Source organism: Flavobacterium sp., assembly GCF_032153895.1.
Taxonomy (GTDB): Bacteria; Bacteroidota; Bacteroidia; order Flavobacteriales; family Flavobacteriaceae; genus Flavobacterium.
Map to the genome: position 1 here is coordinate 1 of NZ_JALDYN010000031.1, position 22,265 is coordinate 22,265.

Here is a 22,265-nt window from a genome sequence, read left to right on the forward strand (position 1 = left end):
ATTAAGCATTTTATTTTATGAAAAAAGTTATTCTTTCTGCGGCTTTGTTGTTTGCCTTAACAACTATTGAAGCGCAGGTAAAGACACCACAAGCCAGTCCGTCTTCTAAATTAGAGCAAACAGTTGGTTTGACTCATGTAGAAATTGAATATTCACGACCAAGTGCCAAAGGAAGAACCGTTTTTGGAGAATTAGTTCCCTACGGAAAAGTTTGGAGAACCGGAGCGAATGCTAATACAACTGTAGCTTTTACGGAAGATGTAACCATCGACGGAAAATTGCTTAAAAAAGGAAAATACGCTTTGTACACTTTGCCAAAAGCAGATAGCTGGGAAGTAATTTTCTATAAAGGAACCGATAATTGGGGATTACCTGAAACTTGGGACGAGACTGCTGTAGCTTTAAGAGCTGTTGTTAAGCCTGAAAATTTAAGCAGAAAAGTAGAAACGTTCACTATCGGAGTAAACAGCGTTGATAACGATTATGGAGTTTTGGAAATCTCTTGGGAGAAAACTTTAATTCCGGTGAAATTTGAAGTTCCGACTGCAAAAGTGGCAATGAAAAGTATCGAAACTACGTTAGCTGGTCCAACTGCGAATGATTATTATTCTGCAGCGCAATATTTGTATCAGTCAAATGGTGATTTGAAAAAAGCATTAGTTTGGATTAATAAATCTTGCGATATGAAAGGTGCGGAAACGCCATTCTGGTATTTGCGTTTAAAATCGTTAATTCAGGCCAAAAACGGCGATAAAGTTGGAGCTGTAGAAAGCGCAAAACAATCGTTAGCCGGAGCTGAAAAAGCAAACAATCAGGATTATGTGAAAATGAACAAAGATTCCATCAACGAGTGGACTAAGAAATAATCTGATTCGATTTATAAATAAAAAGCCGCCAATTTTGGCGGCTTTTTTTATTCTTTAGTTTTTAAAAGCAGTTGCAGTAAAATACCTAAAATGATAGTCATGATGGCACCGATAAAATTCAGCCAAAGGAAACTCACCACATCCAAATAATAGATGTAAAAGATACTTAACTGCGTGATGACAGCACTCCAAAATACGGCTTTCGCTTTCACAAATTTCACATAGAAAGCGACTAGGAAAATCCCTAAAACCGTTCCGTAGAAAATTGAACCGATGATGTTTACCAACTGAATCAGGTTCTCAAACAAAGTTCCGACACAGGCAAATAAAATGGCAATAATTCCCCACATTAACGTAAAAAGCTTAGTAGCCGTTACAAAGTGTTTTTCTGATTTATCGGCTTTGATATTACGCTTATAAATATCGATGGTGGTTGTTGATGCAAGTGCTGTCAATCCTGATGCAGAAGATGACATAGCCGCCGAAAAGATAACCGCCAATAACAAACCAATTAATCCGGTAGGTAAAAAGTTTAAGATGAAGTACAGAAACACGTAATCTTTATCGTTGGTTTCAGTTTTGTCGTCTACTTTACTGATGACTTCTTTGGCTTGTTCACGCAAATCTTTCTCCTTACTCGATAAAGAAACCATTTTCTGTTGTAAAATCGGGTTGTCAAAATCTTGGTTTAACTGTCCAACATACAACATGCTGATTTCTTTCTTTTCGGCTTGAACGGCATCCAGTTCTTTTTCAAGTTTGATATAAGCTTCTTTTTGTGCGGAATTCTTTACCAAAGCATTATTCGTCGGATTAAAATGTAACGGCGAAGAATGAAACTGAAAGAACACAAACACCATCACTCCTGTTAGTAAAATGAAAAACTGCATCGGTACTTTCAATAAGCCGTTCATAATCAGTCCCATTTGACTTTCACGGATGCTTTTTCCAGACAAATAACGACCAACCTGCGACTGATCGGTTCCGAAATAGGAGAGTGCCAAAAAGAATCCACCGGTAATTCCGCTCCAGAAAGTATATCGGGTTTCCGGATCAAAGGAAAAATCAACGATGTCCATTTTATCATTCGCTCCGGCAATTCCTAAAGCATTACTGAAACTTAATTCTTCGGGCAAGTAATTTAAAATCAGAAAGAACGTTACAAACATTCCGGTCATGATCACAAACATTTGTTGCTTCTGCGTAACGTTTACCGCTTTGGTTCCACCGGAAAAGGTGTAAATAATAACCATAATCCCGATAAGAACATTCATCAGCGTAAGATTCCAGCCTAAAAGTGCCGACATTATAATTGCCGGAGCGTAAATCGTTAAACCAGTACCTAAGCCGCGTTGTACTAAAAACAATATAGAAGCGAGCGAACGGGTTTTGACATCAAAGCGCTGTTCTAAAAATTCATAGGCGGTAAAAACACGAAGTTTGTGATAAATAGGGATGAAGGTGATACAAATAACCACCATCGCAATCGGCAATCCGAAGTAAAACTGCACGAATCCCATTCCGTCGTGATATGCTTGTCCTGGCGTGGAAAGAAAGGTAATCGCACTGGCCTGAGTTGCCATAACCGAAAGACCAACCGTCCACCAAGGGGTTTCGTTGTTGCCTAGAATAAATTCTTCTACATTTTTACTGCCTTTGGTTTTCCAGGCGCCGTAAACTACAATAAAAAGTAGCGTTACTGAAAGTACAATCCAATCAATTACCTGCATAACCTAAGCGTACATTTGCATTAAAAAATAAAACAACAAGATGTAGAAAGCGTTGAGCAACAACACTATCGTATAACTTCGTTTCCATTTGAAATCTCGTTCTTCCATGATGTTTTTATTTACCGATTGCGATTAAATTTGCCATTAAACGAAAGGCTCCCGGAACACCTTCAGGCAATTCTCTAAAAAAGCTCAATCCTGTATAAATATAATGACCTTTGCCGTATTTTGCGATTAACAAGCTGCTTTCTTTTGGTGTTTCGCCTTTATCATGAGCTGAAATAACTGTTTCAAACTCTTTGCCCCATTTACTCGGATAGTATAAACCTTGTTCCTGAATCCAGCATTCGAAATCTTTCTCTGTGATTTTATTCGGGAAGTTTAAAACGGGATGTTTCGGGTTGGTAAAAGTTACTTTGGCGGTTTCTTCCGTTACGCGTTCCGATGAAATTTTCAGTTCGTATGGCGCCATATCCGGAGCAACTAATTTGGCTGTTGTGTTGTACTGAACAATCATGGTTCCGCCGTTTTTTACATAATCCAAAAGCGTTTTTTGTTTGTATTTTAAAGCGTCGATGGTGTTGTAAGCACGAATTCCCACTAGAACTGCATCAAAATTCTGTAAACTTTCGGAAGTTATTTTTTCAGGTTCTAACACAGTTACGGTATAATCCATCTGTCGTAAACTCTCCGGAACTTCATCGCCAGCGCCCATAATATAACCGATGTTACTTCCGCGCGTTTCAATTTCGATTTTATTGAATTTCGCTTCGGAAGGCAATAAAATCTGCTGTAACGGAATATGCGAATAATCAATAGTCACCAGTTTTTTGTCGAATTTATTTCCATCGATTAAAGCAAAACTCTTCGCAATCGCTTCAGTAGGATAGGAAGGCGGCGTTACTTCAAAGGTTACGGTTTTCTCGGCTCCTTTGTATTGAAATTCAAACGGAACGGCTTTCGGATACACTTTCCAATCGGCTGGTAAATCAAGCACAACTTCGCCTTTTGTATTTTCTTTTCCGGATCTAACTTTAACGGAAATTTTATGTTTTCGGTTGTTCGGAAAAAGTTCAACTTTATTTAAAATTTCGGTTGTCACTTCCGGTAAAATCGTAAACGGCTGATAGGTTTCACCCTTGGAAGGATTGTTGAATTTATATACGATATCTTTCTGAATCGTAATTGGCACATCACAAATACGAATGTTCCAATTCAGTTTTAAATAATCAGATTCCGGTTTTCCGATATCGGCTTTGTTCTGAACGGCAAATAACCCTAAAGTACCTGTTTCATTCAGCCAATACGGATTGGAATACGTTTGCGAGGCTGGAATAGTAACACTTTTTTCAGATTTTAAAGGAACGTTGGGTTCCAGCTCTTTGTCTGCTACAAGCGTGTTGTTTAAAAATTGTACCGATTCCAATTGAATAGGTTCATTGCTACGGTTGGTTGCTTCCAGTTTCAGTACGATTTCACCATTCGGATTAGTGTATTGTACCGATGCAACGCCTTCCAAATACAATCCGCAACAAGCAGTAATGATGGTTTCGATTTCTTTCTTTTTCAGATTTCGCCAGTGTTCGTCGTCCAATTGACTGATGAGTTTGTAGGCTTCCATCAATTTAGGGAGATGCACTTCCGGGTTTTTGAAGTTGAAGTTTTTCTGAATTTCGTATAAAATTGTTCCGATGGCTTCACCGCCTTTTACACGCGACCAGCTCGTGTCGATTCCTTCAAATATCGATTTTTTGTCTTGTAAGGGTTGTCCTTTTAAAAATTCCAGGTATTCGGTTTCATCGCCTCGGGTTCCGGTTGTTCCGAATCCTTGACATTGGTGCTGACTTCGGCTTAAAGCGGCAATTTCGCCATTACTTTTCCCTTTTAACGGATAATAAACACCGGTATTAACGCTTAATAAATTGGTTTTATCTGCTTTTTTGAAATTTTCTTCACTACCATAAAACCACCAAGAAGTATTGAAAAACAAACGCTTCGGTTGCCAAACAGTAGTAGTTTGTAATTGCTCCGGATAAATAGTTGGGTTATTGGTTTTTTCAAACGCTTCCATACTCAACATAGCAGAAGCGGTATGATGACCGTGCGTAGTTCCTGGAGTTCTGTGGTTGAAACGGTTGATGATGACATCGGGTTTGAATTTGCGGATGGCCAGAATCACATCGCTTAAAATTTCTTCTTTGTTCCAGATTTCAAAGGTTTCTTCAGGTTCTTTGGAATACCCAAAATCGTTAGCTCTAGAAAATAGTTGTTCACCACCGTCAATTCTTCTTGCCGCCAATAATTCCTGAGTACGTAAAACACCTAACAATTCTCTAAGTTCAGTGCCGATGAGGTTCTGACCACCGTCGCCTCGAGTTAAGGAAAGATAAGCCGTTCGCGCTTTGGTTTCGTTGGATAAATAGGAGATGAGTTTGGTGTTTTCATCATCCGGATGTGCGGCCACATAAAGTACCGAACCTAAAAAATTCAGTTTTTCTATTTGATGATAAATATCGGAAGTGCTTGGTTTTTGAGGTTGTTGCGCACCAACCGAAAGGCTGATAATTGAAAAGAATAGAGTTAAAAGCGTGTAATTTTTTTTCATCGGAAACTATACGGTTATTCAGTTACTTCAAAGATAAACAAATCGAATTTTTAGCCATCGGATTTAACATGAAATTAAAAAAGGCAAGAACCCAAAGATTCTTGCCTTAATAAGGTATTTTTTGTTTTTAACCTCTCTGACCGCGGCCTTTACCGTTTCCATTTCCGTTTCCTCTGTCTCGTCCTGGGTTATGCCCTTTGCCATTTCCATTTCCTCGACTGCTGCGGTATTCGTTTCTGTTATCGTCGTTGCGACTTTTTCTGTAATCATCATCACGACCTTTTCTGAAATCATCATTACGGTTGTCTCTGTAATTGTTTCCGTTTCTGTAATCTCTTCTGTCGTCTCTGTCGTCATCTCTATCGCGGTCTCTGTAATGATAACCATCTCTAGGACCGTTATATACTACTGCCGGACGTACTCCAATATTTCTTTGAACCGGACCTCTATAGCCGTGATAGTATTTTACCTTGTGTTTTTTATAGTATACGTACGGATTTGGGCCGTAATCGTGTAAACATACTTTGTAAGCACCATACAAATCGTAATGTCTGTATCGGTAAGGTAAGTATGCGGCTCTAATCCATCCGCCACCGTCAAAATAAACGAACATTGAGGTTGGAATATCGTAGTATACTTCAATATCCGGTAAATAATAGTAACGTACTTCGGTGTAACCTACCGGACCCCAAGCTGGTGCAGTTCCTATGTTTACATTAACCGATACTTGAGCCTGAGCACTTAATGTCATTAAAAACATTCCCGCAAATAATAGTTTTAGAGCTTTCATAATCGTTGTATTTTTAGTTAAATCATATTCTTGATTATCTAAAACCAACTACCGTGCCAAAACTGATTTGTTCTGATGTTAATTTTATTGAAATAAGTTGTTAAGTATTGTAAATAAAGAATTTTGTGACTGATAAAAAATATCTAATCCATAAACTCACGCGTATCGTGTTGTTTTTTTACGATGGTAATTCCTTTTTGGATGAGTAGATTATTCGGATAGGTGATACGCTCGCCACTTTCGGTTTTTAATAAAGCGTGAAAAGCAGTAATGTCGATGATTTCGCCTTCCACTGGGAAATCTTTGTCGTGAATCAAAATCACATCACCTATTTTAAAAGGAAAATTGAAAAATAAAATAATTCCAGCTGTAATATTACTGAGGATAGACCACTGCGCAAACATCGCCACGCCAATAATAGCTGAAATGGATGATGTAAAAAGTACAATATGCTCGGTTTTAATTCCCCAAATGGTGAATAAAGCAATAATCGTCAGTATTCCAAGGAGTAAATGAATGTATTTGATAACCAGTTTGGTACGATGCTGCTCAATGATTTCGGAAACTTTGGCAAAACGTCTGATAATTTTGGCGGAAAAAAAGCGTAACACGACATAAACAAAAACTGTTATCAGTGTGGCAACCAATTCCATAAAAAAGAGATTATCAAACATCGTAAAGAAATTTATACTGTAAATGTAAGCAAATGTTGATAAACTTTATCAACCGGTAAGCCTACAACATTGGCATAAGAACCATCAATTCTTGCAATGGCCACCAAGCCAATCCATTCCTGAATTCCGTAGGAACCGGCTTTGTCGTATGGTTTGTAATGGTCTAAATAATAACGCAATGCTTCATCAGAAAGCGGATTGAAAGTAACTTTAGTCACTTCAAAAAAAGTATCGGTTTTTGCTGTGGTTTTGATGCAAACTGAGGTAATTACTTCGTGCGTTTTCCCGGAAAGCGATTGTAACATCTGAAAAGCATCGTCATAATCTTTCGGTTTTCCTAAAGCTTTGCCTTCATGCCAAACGATGGTGTCGCTGGTAACTAAAATGTCTTTTTCGGTTAATTCTTCGGCGAAAGCATTGGCTTTTAATTCGGCTAAGAAATTGGTAATTGCTTCGGCTTGTAAATGATTGGGATAGATTTCTTCTACATCTTTCAACCGAATTTCAAAATCCAAATCCAGTTCTTTAAAAAACTGCTGACGACGCGGCGAACCCGAAGCCAGAATGATATGATAGTCTTTTAATTTTTCCTTAAGCATTCAGTTTCATGTTTATAGTAATTACCACAACAGATAAGATTCCGAAAAGAATAACCAGTTTTAGAATGGTACTCAAATGATGAAAATCTTTTTTAGTTTTCGCTGACCAAACTTTGATTAAAAAGTACAAGAGCGGTGCTGTTACAAATAAAAGCAGGTAATACATTACCCATTCCAGTGTCAAAAGATTTTTGTTGATGTACATTAGAAGCAAACCAACGGGAATCAGTGTTAAAAAGAAAACTACTTTTGCCGTTCTTTCTTTGCCTAAAACAATTGGTAAAGTGTTCATTCCGGCGTTATAGTCGCCATCCATATCTTCGATGTCTTTTACAATTTCCCGAATCAGATTAATCAGGAATGCAAAAATCGCGTAATCTGTTAGAATACTGAAATAGACCGCCATTTGAATTCGGTTTTCTTCAAAAATTACCGGAAACAAATCAAAAATACCAACAATAATCACACTTAGACCTAGCAACAGCGCAATAATAATATTTCCAATCAGCAAGTTTTGTTTAAAACTCGTCGCATACATGTACAATGTAGCTGCAACGATAATGAATACTGAAGAAAACATCGGTTTTTGAATCAAATTAGACAGGTAAAAACCAATTCCGACACCAATGATGTTTAACGCAATATAGATGTTGTATGCCATTCCTTCGGAAATGTGTTTGCCCACCACAACATCGTTTGGTTTTGCTACAGCATCTGTTTCCAGATCCATAATATTATTGATAACGTAACCGCCGGCAGCAATACAAATGGTTGCTACAACTAGCAATACAAACTGAACATCGGATAAAGCTAAAAGTAAATCAGGTTGATTTCGCAGAAAAACAAAGTGGAAAACAAGCTGCATTAAAGCCAACATCAGTAGGTTTTGAAAACGGATTAGTTTTAGGAATTTCATTGTTTGATTTTATATTTTTAACTGAAAACTGCTACTGCGACTAAACACTAATCATACTTCGCATCAAAGTGCTCCATCCATTTACCTTGAACTTTCATAACCTGTTCAATAACATCGCGAACGGCACCTTTTCCGCCATTTTTGTGTGAAATATAAGTGCTGATGCCTTTAATCTCGGGCGAAGCATCCTGTGGACAAGTCGGTAAACCCACCAATTGCATCACATGATAATCCGGAATATCGTCGCCCATATATAAAACCTGTTCTGCTTTGATATTGTAAATATCTGTGAATTCTTTAAAAGTTTCCACTTTATCATGAACTCCTAAATGAATATCGGTAATGCCTAAATTTCGTAAACGAATGCGAACACCTTCGTTACTTCCGCCGGAAATAATGCAAACCGTATAACCGTTTTCTACTGCGGCTTTCATTGCATAACCGTCGCGGATGTTCATTTCACGCAGCATTTCGCCGGTTGGGGTTACATGTACGGTTCCGTCAGTTAGTACGCCATCAACATCAAAAACAAAAGTCGTGATGTCGTTCATGATTTCTTTATAACTTTTAGCCATTATTGTTTTGTATGGATTGGGTTAGGAGTTGGTAAATTGTTTTTCGGGTTTCATCGTTTAAGAAAGCCAAATGTTTGTCAATGGTTTTTTGGTCGTGCCGAATCGCCGGACCGGTTTGCGCTTCTTTTGGGGAAAGCGTTTTGATTTTATCGGCCGTTTCCTGAATTAATGGGAATAAAATTTCAAACGGAACTTTATTTTCATCACAGATTTCATTCCCGATTTGATACAGATGATTCACAAAATTGCATGAAAAAACAGCCGCTACGTGTAAACTTTGTCTTTGTTCAGAATTGATTTTGAATACTTTATCCGAAAGTGATTTTCCGAAAGTTTCCAGAAGTTGATAATCCGATTCGTTTTCGGTTTCCAGACAAAGCGGAACTTCTTTAAAATCGATACTTTTTAATTTTGAGAACGTCTGCAATGGATAAAATACACCTTTACGATTTTTATCGTTCAGTACATCCAAACCCATACTTCCCGATGTATGTACCACCAATTGGTTTTCAAACGGAATAGTGTTGGAAACTTCTGAAATCGCGCTGTCAGTTACAGAAATTATAGTAACATCGGCAGGTTGAAGTTGTTCGGGAATTGTTATGATTTTCTCATCAGTCAATAAATGCGAAATTGATTTTAAGTTTCTGACCAAAACAGATTGCAATACTACACCTTCCGTTTGTTGCAAAACAGAAATCAAATGCTGCGCTACATTGCCTGATCCGATGAGGTTGATGGTAATCATATTTAAGGTTTTATCTTCGCCCAATTGTATTCAATTTGGTCTATTTTTTTGAAAAAGAAATAAATAAAAAAGATTTCAATTCTTAAATGGAACGAAAAGCCTTCATGTTCATCAAAAAAAGGATAGACTACCATCATTAACAAGCAAAGGACAAAACCGATATAGCTGTCAATTTTGGCCAAATCTGTAGCGTAATCCTTTTCAAACCACAAACTTATTGCAGTGATGGCTTTAAAACTGATCAAGCTCAATACAAATACTCCTAATAACGAAAGTGGTTGATTGGTATCAATTCCATATAAAGATAAATCAAATGCTTCGCCAAAAGCCCCAAAGCCAATTGCAAAAGGTACAGAGATTCCAAAAATCATGAAAAACCAAGTGAAAATTTTAATCCAAAGTGGCAGCAGAGCTCTTCGTCTTGGATACTCAGTTTTGAATTCTGTCTCGTTTAAAAGGTCCTGATTTTCTAATTCCATAATTTTTTAAAATGCATCCACAATCGCTACAAAATCTTCCGCTTTTAAGGCTGCACCGCCAATCAAACCGCCATCGACATCAGGTTTAGAGAAAATCTCTCTGGCGTTGTCGGGTTTAACGCTTCCGCCGTATAAAATAGAAACGTTTTCGGAAGTACTTTCTCCATATTTGTGACGAATCGTTTCACGGATATAATGATGCATTTCCTGCGCTTGTTCCGGAGTTGCGGTTTCGCCCGTTCCGATAGCCCAAACAGGTTCGTAGGCGATAACAATGTTTACCCAAGCATTCGCTTCCAAATGGAATAATCCGTCGCGTAATTGATTGTCTACTACGTTAAAATGCTGTTTGCTTTGACGGTCTTTCAGTTCTTCACCAATGCAAAAAATAATACGCATTTCGTGTTTTAGAGCCGTATCTACTTTGTTGGCTAATAAAGCATCGGTTTCTTTAAAATACTGACGTCTTTCCGAATGGCCTAAAATCACATTATGAACTCCGATAGAAGTTAGCATATCCGCAGCAATTTCACCAGTAAAAGCACCGCCTTCCGCCTGATGCATGTTTTGAGCTGCTACGCCAACATTAGTGTGTTCTAACATATGAACAGCTTGTGATAAATTCACAAACGATGGCGCAACCAAAACTTCCACTTCTTTACCAGAAGGCAATTGGTTAACGATATCAGATAATAATTGAGCCGTTTCTCCTGCATTTTTGTTCATTTTCCAGTTTCCGGCAACTATATTGTGTCTCATTATTTTAAGGTATTTAAAGTCGTTTGTATTTTTTCGTGATCGGTTTCAATGGCTCTGTACAAAGCTACTTTTCCGGTTTTGTCTACGATGATATAACGCGGAATCCAGTCTAAATCAAGAGCTTTTCCGAAAGTTCCTTTCATACCATCCGGAATTAAATACTGATCACCTTGTAATTCGTGTTTGGCAATACCGGCCTGCCATTTTTCCTGCGTTTTGTCACAAGACAGGAATACGAAATCTACCGTTGGGTTGGCAGCCTGTAATTCTTTTAATTTCGGCATGTTTTTAACGCAGTCACCACACCACGAAGCCCAAACTTCAATGATTGTGGTTTTTCCGTTGTGTTTTTTCAGGACTTCATCAAAAGTGATTTCCTTACCTTCAATGGTGATTAGTTTTTCAGAGAAAGCATCTTTGTTAAATTCTGTTTTTTCTTTCTTTTGAGCACAAGATTCAAACCCAAAAAAAGTCAAACCTAAAACCAATGCAGTGATTATTTTTTTCATAATGCTTTAGATTAGAGTTTTACGTCATCAATATCGTTCCAGTGTTTTTTGTCTACGATTGTTCCTTTATGCAATACCACAATGCTCGGATTGGCTCTTTCAATCGTCTTTAAAGTGGTCGCATCGCAGAAATAGTAATCGAACGTAATCCCGTTTTCTTTACGGAATTTAGCAATATCTTCAATTGGAGAAGCGGTCATTCCCAAAACTTTGTAGCCTTTGGCCTGTGCTTTTTTAGAGAAAGCTTCCAATTGGGATAAGCCATCCGCTTTGGCTTTTTGTAAATCGTATGAAATCAGCATCACAACTTTCGGTTCGTTTAGCATTTCTTCAGTAAAATCTTCTCCATCCAATTCAATTGTGAAATCGTGAATAGGTGGAACGTAACCTTGAGAAATCAGTTTGTCTTCACGGCGAACAAATTCCGCTCCAGCTGGTAAACTCATCAAATCTTTTTCACCGAAATTTTGCTCTTTGCCGTTTACTTTATACACAAAATTCATTTCGTAAACCGAACGAGCCGCACCTTCCGGAAATTCCATTCCTTTTTGAATATTGGTTCCGATTTTGTAGGCTCTGAAATCTTTCAAAGGCAAATGATTCAATACCCAATAGCCCATAAATAAACACAAGGAATAAGCGATGAATACAGTCAACGCACCAACCATCGGTTTTAAAATAGGCTGAATGTATTTCAATCCGAAGAATAAAATCAAAATGAATACCAATAGCGCTACATCTTTGAAGAACGATTGCCAAGGTGTTAGTTTTAGCGCATCACCAAAACAACCGCAATCAGTAACTTTGTTGAAATAGGCAGAGTAGAAGGTCAAAAACGTGAAGAATACAATCATCAGCAATAAACTCCAAACCGTCCATTTGGGTTTGAATCCTACCAATAAAGCTACTCCCAAGACCACTTCAAAAATTACGACAAATAAGGCAATTCCCAATGCATAAGGCACCAGAGCCGGCATGTTCAATACGCCTTCGGAAAAATATTCTTCCAATTTAAACGAAAATCCGGTAGGATCATTCAGTTTAATCAATCCGGAGATGATGAATAAAACGCCAACGATAATTCTTGATAAGTGTACTAAGTATTTCATGTTACTGTTTGTTGTGGTTTAACCAATCGTTATGTGTTAGTTCAAATTTTATTTCTTTCGTACCGTATAAGCCAACTTCTTTCCAGCCCGCTTTTCGGTAAAAACTTTCGGCTCTTGTGTTGAAGGCGGTACTCAGCCAAACTTTTTCTTTTCCTTGTGAAAAATACCAGTTTAGCATGATATTGTGCAATTCTTTTCCGATTCCTTGTTTCTCAAAATCGGGGTGGAGGAACAATGCCCAAATGTTGTCATCTTTTAGGTCAGCAATGGCAAAACCGACAATCGTTTTTTCAATTTCACAAACCCAGCCTTTACCGCGTTCGAAAAGGAATTCTTCGCAATCTTTATCGGTAACCAAAGCCGGATTGGAAAGCGTATTTTCCTTTACAGCATTACGAACCACTTGAATTTGCTGAATATCGTCAATATGTGCTTCTCTGAAAATCATGAGTTATTTTGAAAATCCCATTAAAATCAATGCAAAAACAGAATAATTAATCATATCCTGATAATTGGCATCGATACCTTCAGAAACTAAAGTTTTTCCTTTGTTGTCTTCAATTTGTTTTACGCGCAATAACTTCTGAAGGATTAAATCCGTCAAAGAACTCACGCGCATATCGCGCCAAGCTTCGCCGTAATCGTGGTTTTTGGCTTCCATTAAAGTTTTGGTTAGCAGTACTTTTTCGTCGTATAAACGAACAGCCGTTTCCCAATCTAAATCGGGTTGGTCGGCTACACCCAAATCCAACGAAATCAAAGCCATGATGCAATAATTGATAATGCCGATGAATTCTCCGGTTTCGTCTTCGTCTACTTTACGGACTTCGTTTTCCTGTAAACTTCTGATGCGTTGGGCTTTAATGAAGATTTGATCGGTTAGGGAAGGCAAACGTAAAATACGCCACGCACTTCCGTAATCTTTCATTTTTTTACTGTATAAATCGCGGCAAATGCCTACTACTTTATCGAATTCCTGAGAAGTATTACTCATTTTCTGGTTATCTTTGTTCTTGAATTTTCAAATGTAACTAAATTCGAATGAAGTTCAAAGTGTTTAGTATTCAGTGTTCAGTATTCAGTGGGTTAGAAGCTTGTAACTCATAATTCATAACTTATAATTCCATGACAATCAATTGTAAAGGAAACCTTCTCGATTTACCTACACCGAAAGTAATGGGGATTTTAAACAGTACGCCCGATTCTTTTTTTGATGGCGGAAAATATAAAACCGATACTGACTTTCTTAAACAAACCGAGAAAATGTTGTCGGAAGGTGCTGCTATTGTTGATGTTGGTGCCTATTCTTCCAGACCGAATGCTGCCTTTGTTTCGGAAGAAGAGGAAATAGGAAGATTACAGACCTTAATCACTTTGTTACTAAAAGAATTTCCGAAAATTATTTTGTCGGTGGATACGTTTCGAGCTGAAGTGGCTCGTGTTGCCATTGAAAACGGAGCTTCAGTAATCAACGATATTTCTGCCGGATTACTAGATGATAAAATGTTGCAAGTTGTTGCCGATGCCAAAGTGCCTTACATCATGATGCACATGCGCGGAACACCTCAAACGATGACAACGCTTACAGATTATGAAGATATTGTCAAAGAAATGATTTTTTACTTTTCCGAACGGATTGCTGCTGCTAGAAGTTTAGGAATTAATGACATCATCATCGATCCTGGTTTTGGTTTTGCTAAAACATTGGAACAGAATTACGAAGTACTACAAAATCTGGAATTGTTTCAGATGCTGGACGTTCCTTTGTTGTCTGCGGTTTCCAGAAAATCCATGATTTATAAGTTGCTCGACACCAGCGCACAAGAAGCGTTGAACGGAACTTCAGTTTTAAATACAATTTCCCTTATGAAAGGCGCTAAAATTCTTCGCGTACACGATGTGAAAGAAGCGATGGAATGTGTTCGGTTGTATAACCAAATACAGCAATAATCTACTGATGATGATACGGTTCGTTGCGTAAAATCGTAAAACCTCTATACAATTGCTCGATGAAAAACAAGCGTACCATCTGATGCGAAAACGTCATTGCTGAAAGTGAAATTTTGCCCTGCGCTTTTTTGTACACTTCTTCACTGAAACCATAAGGGCCGCCAATTACGAATACCAACGTTTTCACGCCCGAATTCATTTTCTTCTGCAATTCTTCCGAAAAACCTACGCTCGAAAATGATTTGCCGTTTTCATCCAATAAAATCAACTGGTCGGTAGGAGAGAGCTTGCTTAAAATCAGTTCGCCTTCTTTTTCTTTCTGCTGATTTTCGGATAAATTCTTTACATTTTTAATATCCGGAATGATTTCCAAATCAAACTTGATGTAAAAAGACAAGCGCTTTGTGTAATCGTCAATTAGCGATTGCAAGGCTTTGTTGTCCGTTTTACCGATGGCGAGCAGTTTGATGTTCATAATAGTAATATTTCCGGTAAAGATACTAAAGGATTTATTAAGAGATTTTCACGGTTAAATTTTCCAATTGTTCTTAATGGCTTCTATTTTTGGAATCAGACAAGATTGTTCTTCATTGGTTTCAGAAACCAATATTTTGATTAAGTCATCTGCCTTTTTCTCATTCAGTATTGAAAAATCAGTAGTGCTAGACTTTCCATAAATTGATTTTCCTGTTCTAGACGGATAAACATAGTTTACCAAAATGCTTTGTCCGAAATTGGAAATAGGCATTCCAGAATTTGGAGTCATTGATAAAATCTTGGCTTCTTTCACAATGCCGTTCTTGTATAAAGAATAGTTTTTCAATGCCGGCACAAGACCAATAAGCATGAAAGGAAAAATGAATAGAAAATAGAATGGAAAACTAAACGGCTCTAATCCTTTAATGACTGATTGATTGTTGTAACTCAGGATTGTCAGATTACTTCCAATGCTGAAGGAGTTTACTTTATAGTGATCTAAGGTTTGAAATTTATCTGATTTAGACTTTCCGTTTTCGATAAATTCATAGGTAATCACAAACGGATGCTTATCATTCATTGAAACATTAGTTTTTTGCTGAATGTCAACAATCTTCCCTGTTATTTCAGTGCCTTGCTCTGCGATTTTGCTGTAATCGTATTTTTCATAAGCTTCTTTCTGTGTAGAGAAAAATATAGCAATAGGAAGAAAAGCTATTGAAACCAAGGTGAAAATTATTCCCATAATTGATAGCTGACCTTTACTCTTTAATAAAGTAAGCAAAGATGAAAAAGGAACTTGCCTCTTGTTCATAATGTTGCAGTAATTGTAAATTTTAATTAATTGTAGTTCCCGGTTTCATGTATTCCAACGCTTCAGGACCTTTGATTAAGGCATAAACAAAACCGCCAATCATGATGAAAACCATGAAAACCATAAAGCCTAAAGCTGTAAAACAAAGGGTTAAAAAAACACGTCCGATTATACCTTTCAAAGGTTTATCGGTGTAAAACCCTTTAAAAAACCAAGTCAGTATAAACGGTACAAATAGCATCGAAATACTTGTAAGAGAAGTAAATGTGGCTGTGTCGTGTTTTAAAAAATACAAGAAAGGATACACTAAAAATATAGTGAAAAGTGTATAGAAACAAAGGATATAGGAGTTGATAACAATATGTTCGTAATAGTTATGACCCCAGCTTCTGAAAGCAAATTTGGTACATATTGCAAAAAAGGGGATGAGTAATAACATCAGTACAGAGTTGTAGCTCGATACAAATGTCATATAATCGTTTATGAAAGGAGAATTCAGGTGCTGCTGTGTATAGTAGTTTTCCATGATTTCCTTAAGACCAATAACCTTAAAGGATAAAAAAGCAGAAATACCACTTAAAACGAATGCTAATAAAATGGGTTTGTAATGGTTTACACGATTCCCATCTACATATTCTCTGGCTGTTTTTCCAGGATTTTTGAGTAAGTTTTTTACCGAGTATAAGAAACCTTTGTTGGTATGTAGAACAGTGTATTGAATCTCATCCCAAACATATTTTTTATCGATGCGTTTGTATTTTTTCTGTCCGCAGTTGCCACAGAAATTAGCGGCAATAGCTTCATTACAGTTTTGACAGGTTTCCATTGGTTATTTCAGATTTCTGGATTTAAGTTCTTTGTTGAGTAAAGCAAAATTTATAAAAAGAGGTAATAAGGTAACAGGCATCATAAACACAGGAATGAGTGTTGCGATGGAAGTGTTTTTAAAACCTTTAGAGATAAAAAGATAAATAAGAATCCCGATTGCAATGGTAAAAACAATACCGAAACCAATAAGTGCTCCCTTGATTAAATTTCTCCTTTTTAAAAGCATTTCATCAGTCAGATTTGCTAAGCTGTTTTCTTTCATGGGTTTCTTATTTTAAGTTTCTGGATTTCAGTTCGGTTTCCAATTCACTGTTTTTCTTTTTGTTTCGAACTAACAGATAGACAAAAAACAACGGAAAAAAAGTAAAAAAGCCAATGCCTTTTGTAAAAGCACTATAAGCAGAAATACCTACTAAAAAGCCAATTAAAACTGCATTGATTATCTGATTGGTTTTGTGTTTTTTGTATTCGGTAAGTAGTTCCTGATCGGAAAGTTTTTTGAAATCGACTGTTTCCATACAATTGTTGCTATTGCGTACAAATATATTGAAAAGATTGAAAGAAAATTTTGAAAAAACTTCAACGCTTTAAATTCAAATTATCATGGTTTAATCCAAAACAGTAGTGTAGACATGCTATTCTTCTTGTGTATAATCACAACCCTTATCAATCAGTATAGTTTTATTGATACTGTAAAAGCCAACAATTTCTTCTTTCATACTCAAATTACCATTGAAATCATAGAGAAGTCTTTCTTTGAAAATCCCATTAGGAATATTTTTGGTACTCTTCCATTCTTCATAGGCGGTCGAAAATTGAAAAACGGGTAAATGAAATGCTGTTTTTTGGTCAATAATATAAACTTCAGTCCCTAACTTTTTTCTTTTTTCCTTTTTTGGTTTTATCGAAGCTAGTTTGTATCTGCTGTATTTAGTACCATCGATTATTGTGTCCGTCATATTAAAAAAATCATATTCCTGTGTACGAAATTTAAATTGATTTTGATAACGATTTACATAAGGACAATCAACAGTAATGGTTTCGGTTTTAGCTAAGTCAGCTTTTAAAAAGTTAACATTAAATGATATTCCATTTTCGTCTTTAAAAACCATTTGATAATTCAAGCTGTCTAGATTTGCAATTTCGGCCAGATAATTGTTTTTCTTGGAGTTAGTAAAATAATATCTGGTTATGTCTTTTTTAGTCGACGAATCTTTGTAAACAGTTAATTTATACTCGATAATGTAATCAAATTCATATTTTTTTTGAGAATACCCATAAATTGAAGATAAGATAGTAAATAGAAATAGAAGCTGTCTCATTGTGTGTTTTGTAGTGTTTTACTGCTTAAAAAGTACGGCAATTTACAAACTATTTATTTTTAAAAAACAAATAGTTTTTTTGATAGAAAATAACACCACGATTATTATCGCAAATTCTTAACTACCTAAATCCTCATCACTCACATACTCCAAAATATCCGCAGGCTGACAGTCAAGTGCTTTGCAAATCGCTTCCAGCGTACTGAAACGGATTGCTTTTGCCTTTCCGGTCTTTAAGATGGAAAGGTTCGATAAGGTCAAATCGACTTTGGCTGAGAGTTCATTCAGCGAAATTTTGCGTTTTGCCATCATCACGTCTAAGTTTACAATGATTGCCATAGCTTATACCGTTAAGTCATTTTCATTTTGAAGGTCAACACCTTTTTTAAAGATAAGCGCAATGATGTAAATTGCGGCTCCAATAAAAATACACGCTTCACTGTCTACCCAAAATTGGTTCAGATTTTCGGGAACAAAACCATGATGCATTAATTTTTTGGCAAGCTGACTGCCAATAAAACTAAACAAACCAATGCCAATAGTGTAGTAACTAATTAGAAAAATCTGCTTAGAAATAAACGTATCGAACGGTTTGGTTAAATCCATTTTGTGCATCAGTCGGATAACGGTGTAAACCAGAATGGCACTCATAATAGAAATGGCTAAAATAAAACCATAGATTCCGAAAAAAGCCATTTTGCTGCTGTTGTACATTTCGGATAAGTCCAGTTTTTGATACAGATTCGGAACAACCTCAGGTTTAAAGATGCTGAAAACAAAATTTACAAGTAAGCCACCAGCTTCAATACAGATGCCTACAAAAATGAGCCAAAAGATTACATATAAGCCCCAAAATACGAATTTGTTTGTTTTTGTCATGATTGCTAAGTTTTAAATTGACAGTACAAACATAATAAATTTTTATTGAAAAACAATAAATAAATAGTTTTTTTCGAGAAATATGTTTTGTTACTTAATGAATTTGAAATACTATAACTGCTGTTAGAGGATGTTTTTTAACCAAAATTTTTCAATAAATTATCCATGATGTTTTTAAACTTTCTTCTTTTAAAAAAACTTTTGTTTAAAGGTTTCAAACTTATTGTTGACCCTGTATAATAACCTTTTGGAATTTCTGATATGCCTGGGTATAAAGTTTGAGAAACTAATCCAATAATTCTTTTATTGAAATCTATATTTGGAATGTTTTGTGAGGTTAGAATCATTAAATCTGTTCTTGCGGCAAATTGACAAGTTCTCCTAAAATAAGCAGAGTAAAATCCTGTGTAATTCATTTGAACAAAAGATAAATCTATCCAAATTATTCCATAAGTATTTTTTGAACTGTCTTGACTTAATCGTTTGTCTAATTGTTTGGATGCTTCTTTTATTCGTTCAGTGATTTTGTCTTTCGAACTGAGTCTTTTACACTCAACGTAAATTTTTTCTTTATCATTATAAGCAATTAAATCACAATCTGAGTCAAGGTCAATTTTATAACCTGCTTTAATGAAATAACTTGCGGCTCTAAGTTCAAAAAGATAATTACGTGATGATTGATCATTTGCCTTCTCTAAATTAATGGCAACTACACCTTTAAGAGTTTTTTTTACATGATTGATGATTTTCTCAGAATCATAATCTAAAAAATTTTGATATATCCAGACTAGTTCGAAAAGTTCTCTACTAATATTTGCTCTATGAATTGTTAAGATGGTTTCATTTTTTGGAACATCAATTAATTCGCTAAAATATTGACGATAAGCTGCAATTCTTCCAATATCAGTTCTTATACCAAGTTTTTCAAGCCATTCTAGAACTTTTTCAAATGTTTCAATAAGATTGGTTATCTCACTTAGTTCATCTCGCTTGCCTAATTCTTCCATTTATTGTTAATGTTTCTACGGCTTGACGCAATAGTCAATTTACGATTAAATATGTTATGAAATACAGTTTTGGAAAATCCGTAGGATTTTCAACTAAAAGTTAAAACTAGCAATGTTCTTAACTGCTACTAGTGGCTGTTATTTATTTCATAATCTAATACGGATATTAATTTTGGCAAGTCTTTGTCAATTAGTTCTCTAAATCTCTGCGTTATCTTTTTTTCAAGTTCTTCTACACTATCGTTATTAAGAAAATCTTGAATATCTTTTGGTGACAAAATTTGCTTTTGAAATGAATGATGCCATTGCGATTTTAAAGGCTTGTCAACTTTTGTAAAGACATCTTTATGTTTCTTATAAATATTGTAAAGTTTTTCCCTTGTGCTTTGATCACCTGCACCAATTTTACAATCAAAATTTACTTGGGTTTTTCTGACATTAAATTCAAAAAGAAAAACCCAATTATTAGACATGTCATCCGTTTGCAGTAAAAGTCCATTTCTTCTTAATTTTTCAATATTATCATGTAAAAAATTTGGCTGAAATCTTACATAAGTATTATTACTTTGAAATTGCCGAATAGTTTTCTCATTTTCAATTAATTCTTTGAGCTTTGTTATGATTTCACTATTGTCCGTGGCAACGGCATATTTTAGTACAAGGTCAAAAGCTGATTTGTATTTTTTGTAAAGTTTTTGAGCAACTTTTTCAATTTCTTCGTTTTTGTTAAGCATTGATTTTAGCGTTTGTAAATATTGTTCAAATACAAATTTTGTCTTGTCTGCAAGTTTTAAACGTTGGCTTGAAATTACTTGTTCAATTAGTTTAATGATATGTTCGTAATTAAGTTGAACGTAAAATTCTTGTTCACTTTCAGAAATTTGTTGTTCTTGAAGCGAAAGGAATATATAAATTTTATGTTTAAAATCAGGATATTCTTTTTCAATTATATCACGGTATTTTTTTAATTGTCCGTTACTTTCTGTTGCATAAATTTTATTTTCAATTACGATACAAAATTGATTTTTTTCAGAAAGGAAAACTAAGTCAATATTTTTGTATTCGCGTCTAATTTCCAAATCATCAAAGTCCAATTGTACAAAATCAAAAACAGAAAGTCCTGTTTCGTGTCCTAAATTTTTGAATTGATTTTCTTTAAAGTAAATTTTGATAAACTCTTTTAATGCAAAGTCACCTATATTATGAGTTTCGTTTGGGTTGAAAAACCAAGCCAAAAAATTTGAATGTTGTAATTCCTTGTGAGAAACGCGTAGAATATCCATTAGGTTTATTTCTTCGTTTACAAGGTTTTGTAGGCTTGTAAAGTCTTCGTCAAGCATTAATTCTTTAAGTTGTATTTCTACGTTTTCTATCATTCTTAAGTACATCTTTTATAATTGCCACTAACTTAAATATATATTCGACAAACCACCATAAACCCATACCAAAAACCAAAAGGTACATGCAGTCACAGCCAAACCATCTCCCAAATATAAAATACTTTTAGCAACCCTCAAAAACAAGACAGTATTGACTTCTTTGGACAAAACACCTTTACAGCCCAAACCCAAAAAGTATATATAGCGTATCAAAGCCGTATCAAAGCCCAACATACTCCGTATATAAGTCGTATTTATAGCGTATATATAGCGTATATATAGCGTGTTTATAGCGTATATGGTTTAGGTAAGAGTTTAGGAGTGTTTTATACTAAGTTTAAGACAATGCCATAACATTCCCGCGAAAACCCGCAAACAAATCCGTACGATTCCAAAATATGTCTTATTTTAGCCAGTAAATTGTACGATTATGATTTCAGAACAACAGTTTCAAAAAGAACTCGATATAATAATAACCAATGCCATTCGGGAAGATGTAGGCGACGGCGATCACAGTTCACTGGCTTGTATTCCGGACTCTGCAACAGGTAAAGCTAAATTACTAGTGAAAGACGAAGGCATCATTGCCGGAGTAGAATTTGCCAAAATGGTGTTCCAATATGTAGATCCGAACCTGGAAGTTGAAACCTTTATACAAGACGGAAGCAATGTCAAATACGGTGATGTAGTGTTCCACGTTTCCGGAAGCTCACAATCGATACTTAAAGCAGAACGTTTAGTGCTAAATGCGATGCAGCGTATGAGTGCCATTGCTACCAAAACCAAAGTGTTTGTTGACTTGTTAGGCGGTACTAAAACCAAAATTTTAGATACCCGTAAAACTACGCCGGGTATTCGTGCTATTGAAAAATGGGCTGTAAAAATTGCAGGAGGAGAAAACCATCGTTTTGCCTTATACGACATGGTGATGCTGAAAGACAACCATAACGATTTTGCGGGAGGAATATCCAAAGCGATTGAGAAGACGAACGCTTATTTAAAAGAACACAATCTCGATTTGAAAATTATAGTCGAAGCCAGAAACCTTGAGGAAGTGTCTGAAATATTGTCCAACGAAGGTGTTTACAGAATTTTGCTAGACAATTTCAATTTCGAAGACACCCGAAAAGCAGTCGAAATGATAGGCGGGAAGTGCTTAACCGAATCTTCCGGCGGAATCAATGAAAAAACCGTTCGTCAGTATGCCGAATGTGGTGTAGATTTCGTATCCTCCGGAGCCTTAACCCATT

27 protein-coding genes are annotated in these 22,265 nt (G+C 35.9%); 3 read left to right on the top strand and 24 right to left on the bottom strand.

Going from position 1 to position 22,265, the window contains the following annotated elements:
• Nucleotides 1-17 precede the first annotated feature (17 nt).
• Nucleotides 18-866 carry a DUF2911 domain-containing protein gene (locus RUH60_RS09660; protein WP_313807781.1) on the top strand — a complete coding sequence of 283 codons (849 nt, stop codon included), beginning with the start codon at nt 18-20 and terminating at the stop codon, nt 864-866.
• Between the two features lie 47 nt (nt 867-913).
• Here the strand turns inward: RUH60_RS09660 and RUH60_RS09665 are convergent, their stop codons facing one another.
• From RUH60_RS09665 to RUH60_RS09730, 14 genes are all read right to left on the bottom strand, one after another.
• Nucleotides 914-2,596: a sodium:solute symporter gene (locus RUH60_RS09665; protein WP_313807783.1), complete on the bottom strand. Its 1,683-nt coding sequence runs from the start codon at nt 2,594-2,596 to the stop codon at nt 914-916.
• A 115-nt stretch (nt 2,597-2,711) separates the two neighbouring features.
• Entirely contained in the window at nt 2,712-5,201 is a 2,490-nt protein-coding gene (locus RUH60_RS09670) for a PIG-L family deacetylase (protein ID WP_313807785.1), read from the bottom strand.
• Between the two features lie 127 nt (nt 5,202-5,328).
• Nucleotides 5,329-5,991 carry a hypothetical protein gene (locus tag RUH60_RS09675; protein ID WP_313807787.1) on the bottom strand — a complete coding sequence of 221 codons (663 nt, stop codon included), beginning with the start codon at nt 5,989-5,991 and terminating at the stop codon, nt 5,329-5,331.
• A 143-nt stretch (nt 5,992-6,134) separates the two neighbouring features.
• Nucleotides 6,135-6,665 (bottom strand): mechanosensitive ion channel family protein, encoded by a 531-nt coding sequence (locus RUH60_RS09680; RefSeq protein WP_313807789.1) that lies wholly within the window; start codon nt 6,663-6,665, stop codon nt 6,135-6,137.
• An 11-nt stretch (nt 6,666-6,676) separates the two neighbouring features.
• Entirely contained in the window at nt 6,677-7,264 is a 588-nt protein-coding gene (locus RUH60_RS09685; RefSeq protein ID WP_313807791.1) for a Maf-like protein, read from the bottom strand.
• Entirely contained in the window at nt 7,257-8,180 is a 924-nt protein-coding gene (locus RUH60_RS09690) for a geranylgeranylglycerol-phosphate geranylgeranyltransferase (RefSeq protein WP_313807792.1), read from the bottom strand. Before RUH60_RS09690 ends, RUH60_RS09685 begins: the two co-directional genes overlap by 8 nt.
• 47 nt (nt 8,181-8,227) lie before the next feature.
• A complete protein-coding gene (locus RUH60_RS09695; RefSeq protein ID WP_313807794.1) occupies nt 8,228-8,755 on the bottom strand; it encodes an HAD-IIIA family hydrolase in 528 nt (175 codons plus the stop codon).
• Complete coding sequence (locus RUH60_RS09700; RefSeq protein WP_313807796.1) at nt 8,748-9,527, bottom strand: Rossmann-like and DUF2520 domain-containing protein; 780 nt, start codon at nt 9,525-9,527, stop codon at nt 8,748-8,750. The genes RUH60_RS09695 and RUH60_RS09700 overlap by 8 nt, the downstream gene beginning before the upstream one ends.
• On the bottom strand, nt 9,506-9,982 hold the full coding sequence (locus tag RUH60_RS09705) for a hypothetical protein (RefSeq protein ID WP_313807798.1): 477 nt from the start codon (nt 9,980-9,982) through the stop codon (nt 9,506-9,508). Before RUH60_RS09705 ends, RUH60_RS09700 begins: the two co-directional genes overlap by 22 nt.
• A 6-nt stretch (nt 9,983-9,988) precedes the next feature.
• Complete coding sequence (tpiA, locus tag RUH60_RS09710; protein WP_313807800.1) at nt 9,989-10,741, bottom strand: triose-phosphate isomerase; 753 nt, start codon at nt 10,739-10,741, stop codon at nt 9,989-9,991.
• A complete protein-coding gene (locus tag RUH60_RS09715) occupies nt 10,741-11,250 on the bottom strand; it encodes a TlpA disulfide reductase family protein (protein WP_313807802.1) in 510 nt (169 codons plus the stop codon). The genes tpiA and RUH60_RS09715 overlap by 1 nt, the downstream gene beginning before the upstream one ends.
• 11 nt (nt 11,251-11,261) lie before the next feature.
• Complete coding sequence (locus RUH60_RS09720; protein ID WP_313807804.1) at nt 11,262-12,359, bottom strand: BT_3928 family protein; 1,098 nt, start codon at nt 12,357-12,359, stop codon at nt 11,262-11,264.
• A gap of 1 nt (nt 12,360) precedes the next feature.
• Nucleotides 12,361-12,807 (bottom strand): GNAT family N-acetyltransferase, encoded by a 447-nt coding sequence (locus RUH60_RS09725; protein ID WP_313807806.1) that lies wholly within the window; start codon nt 12,805-12,807, stop codon nt 12,361-12,363.
• A 3-nt stretch (nt 12,808-12,810) separates the two neighbouring features.
• Nucleotides 12,811-13,353 carry a DUF1599 domain-containing protein gene (locus tag RUH60_RS09730; protein ID WP_313807809.1) on the bottom strand — a complete coding sequence of 181 codons (543 nt, stop codon included), beginning with the start codon at nt 13,351-13,353 and terminating at the stop codon, nt 12,811-12,813.
• A gap of 131 nt (nt 13,354-13,484) precedes the next feature.
• On the opposite strand from RUH60_RS09730, the gene folP reads away from it, so the two are divergent.
• Entirely contained in the window at nt 13,485-14,309 is an 825-nt protein-coding gene (folP, locus tag RUH60_RS09735; RefSeq protein ID WP_313807811.1) for a dihydropteroate synthase, read from the top strand.
• A gap of 1 nt (nt 14,310) precedes the next feature.
• Here the strand turns inward: folP and rlmH are convergent, their stop codons facing one another.
• From rlmH to RUH60_RS09785, 10 genes are all read right to left on the bottom strand, one after another.
• On the bottom strand, nt 14,311-14,784 hold the full coding sequence (rlmH, locus tag RUH60_RS09740; protein WP_313807812.1) for a 23S rRNA (pseudouridine(1915)-N(3))-methyltransferase RlmH: 474 nt from the start codon (nt 14,782-14,784) through the stop codon (nt 14,311-14,313).
• Nucleotides 14,785-14,838: 54 nt separating this feature from the next.
• On the bottom strand, nt 14,839-15,531 hold the full coding sequence (locus RUH60_RS09745; protein ID WP_313807814.1) for a hypothetical protein: 693 nt from the start codon (nt 15,529-15,531) through the stop codon (nt 14,839-14,841).
• A gap of 91 nt (nt 15,532-15,622) precedes the next feature.
• Nucleotides 15,623-16,426 carry a DUF3667 domain-containing protein gene (locus RUH60_RS09750; protein WP_313807815.1) on the bottom strand — a complete coding sequence of 268 codons (804 nt, stop codon included), beginning with the start codon at nt 16,424-16,426 and terminating at the stop codon, nt 15,623-15,625.
• Between the two features lie 3 nt (nt 16,427-16,429).
• On the bottom strand, nt 16,430-16,690 hold the full coding sequence (locus RUH60_RS09755; RefSeq protein WP_313807817.1) for a hypothetical protein: 261 nt from the start codon (nt 16,688-16,690) through the stop codon (nt 16,430-16,432).
• A 7-nt stretch (nt 16,691-16,697) separates the two neighbouring features.
• Nucleotides 16,698-16,946 (bottom strand): hypothetical protein, encoded by a 249-nt coding sequence (locus RUH60_RS09760; RefSeq protein WP_313807818.1) that lies wholly within the window; start codon nt 16,944-16,946, stop codon nt 16,698-16,700.
• A gap of 117 nt (nt 16,947-17,063) precedes the next feature.
• On the bottom strand, nt 17,064-17,750 hold the full coding sequence (locus RUH60_RS09765; protein WP_313807820.1) for a hypothetical protein: 687 nt from the start codon (nt 17,748-17,750) through the stop codon (nt 17,064-17,066).
• A gap of 117 nt (nt 17,751-17,867) precedes the next feature.
• Nucleotides 17,868-18,089 (bottom strand): helix-turn-helix transcriptional regulator, encoded by a 222-nt coding sequence (locus RUH60_RS09770; protein ID WP_313807821.1) that lies wholly within the window; start codon nt 18,087-18,089, stop codon nt 17,868-17,870.
• 3 nt (nt 18,090-18,092) lie between these two features.
• Complete coding sequence (locus RUH60_RS09775; RefSeq protein WP_313807823.1) at nt 18,093-18,629, bottom strand: DUF2975 domain-containing protein; 537 nt, start codon at nt 18,627-18,629, stop codon at nt 18,093-18,095.
• 137 nt (nt 18,630-18,766) lie between these two features.
• Complete coding sequence (locus RUH60_RS09780; protein WP_313807825.1) at nt 18,767-19,636, bottom strand: hypothetical protein; 870 nt, start codon at nt 19,634-19,636, stop codon at nt 18,767-18,769.
• Nucleotides 19,637-19,764: 128 nt separating this feature from the next.
• Nucleotides 19,765-21,012, bottom strand: coding sequence for a PD-(D/E)XK nuclease family protein (locus RUH60_RS09785; RefSeq protein ID WP_313807826.1), 1,248 nt, complete (start codon nt 21,010-21,012; stop codon nt 19,765-19,767).
• Nucleotides 21,013-21,445: 433 nt separating this feature from the next.
• Here RUH60_RS09785 and nadC point away from each other — a divergent pair.
• The coding region (gene nadC, locus RUH60_RS09790) for a carboxylating nicotinate-nucleotide diphosphorylase (protein WP_313807827.1) at nt 21,446-22,265 on the top strand (820 nt) is incomplete at its 3' end.

Bases quoted from the DNA above. Each gene is read 5' to 3' on its own strand.
- RUH60_RS09660 (WP_313807781.1), top strand. From the start codon at position 18: ATGAAAAAAGTTATTCTTTCTGCGGCTTTGTTGTTTGCCTTAACAACT.
- RUH60_RS09665 (WP_313807783.1), bottom strand. From the start codon at position 2,596: ATGCAGGTAATTGATTGGATTGTACTTTCAGTAACGCTACTTTTTATT.
- RUH60_RS09670 (WP_313807785.1), bottom strand. From the start codon at position 5,201: ATGAAAAAAAATTACACGCTTTTAACTCTATTCTTTTCAATTATCAGC.
- RUH60_RS09675 (WP_313807787.1), bottom strand. From the start codon at position 5,991: ATGAAAGCTCTAAAACTATTATTTGCGGGAATGTTTTTAATGACATTA.
- RUH60_RS09680 (WP_313807789.1), bottom strand. From the start codon at position 6,665: ATGTTTGATAATCTCTTTTTTATGGAATTGGTTGCCACACTGATAACA.
- RUH60_RS09685 (WP_313807791.1), bottom strand. From the start codon at position 7,264: ATGCTTAAGGAAAAATTAAAAGACTATCATATCATTCTGGCTTCGGGT.
- RUH60_RS09690 (WP_313807792.1), bottom strand. From the start codon at position 8,180: ATGAAATTCCTAAAACTAATCCGTTTTCAAAACCTACTGATGTTGGCT.
- RUH60_RS09695 (WP_313807794.1), bottom strand. From the start codon at position 8,755: ATGGCTAAAAGTTATAAAGAAATCATGAACGACATCACGACTTTTGTT.
- RUH60_RS09705 (WP_313807798.1), bottom strand. From the start codon at position 9,982: ATGGAATTAGAAAATCAGGACCTTTTAAACGAGACAGAATTCAAAACT.
- tpiA (WP_313807800.1), bottom strand. From the start codon at position 10,741: ATGAGACACAATATAGTTGCCGGAAACTGGAAAATGAACAAAAATGCA.
- RUH60_RS09715 (WP_313807802.1), bottom strand. From the start codon at position 11,250: ATGAAAAAAATAATCACTGCATTGGTTTTAGGTTTGACTTTTTTTGGG.
- RUH60_RS09720 (WP_313807804.1), bottom strand. From the start codon at position 12,359: ATGAAATACTTAGTACACTTATCAAGAATTATCGTTGGCGTTTTATTC.
- RUH60_RS09725 (WP_313807806.1), bottom strand. From the start codon at position 12,807: ATGATTTTCAGAGAAGCACATATTGACGATATTCAGCAAATTCAAGTG.
- RUH60_RS09730 (WP_313807809.1), bottom strand. From the start codon at position 13,353: ATGAGTAATACTTCTCAGGAATTCGATAAAGTAGTAGGCATTTGCCGC.
- folP (WP_313807811.1), top strand. From the start codon at position 13,485: ATGACAATCAATTGTAAAGGAAACCTTCTCGATTTACCTACACCGAAA.
- rlmH (WP_313807812.1), bottom strand. From the start codon at position 14,784: ATGAACATCAAACTGCTCGCCATCGGTAAAACGGACAACAAAGCCTTG.
- RUH60_RS09745 (WP_313807814.1), bottom strand. From the start codon at position 15,531: ATGGGAATAATTTTCACCTTGGTTTCAATAGCTTTTCTTCCTATTGCT.
- RUH60_RS09750 (WP_313807815.1), bottom strand. From the start codon at position 16,426: ATGGAAACCTGTCAAAACTGTAATGAAGCTATTGCCGCTAATTTCTGT.
- RUH60_RS09755 (WP_313807817.1), bottom strand. From the start codon at position 16,690: ATGAAAGAAAACAGCTTAGCAAATCTGACTGATGAAATGCTTTTAAAA.
- RUH60_RS09760 (WP_313807818.1), bottom strand. From the start codon at position 16,946: ATGGAAACAGTCGATTTCAAAAAACTTTCCGATCAGGAACTACTTACC.
- RUH60_RS09765 (WP_313807820.1), bottom strand. From the start codon at position 17,750: ATGAGACAGCTTCTATTTCTATTTACTATCTTATCTTCAATTTATGGG.
- RUH60_RS09770 (WP_313807821.1), bottom strand. From the start codon at position 18,089: ATGGCAATCATTGTAAACTTAGACGTGATGATGGCAAAACGCAAAATT.
- RUH60_RS09775 (WP_313807823.1), bottom strand. From the start codon at position 18,629: ATGACAAAAACAAACAAATTCGTATTTTGGGGCTTATATGTAATCTTT.
- RUH60_RS09780 (WP_313807825.1), bottom strand. From the start codon at position 19,636: ATGGAAGAATTAGGCAAGCGAGATGAACTAAGTGAGATAACCAATCTT.
- RUH60_RS09785 (WP_313807826.1), bottom strand. From the start codon at position 21,012: ATGATAGAAAACGTAGAAATACAACTTAAAGAATTAATGCTTGACGAA.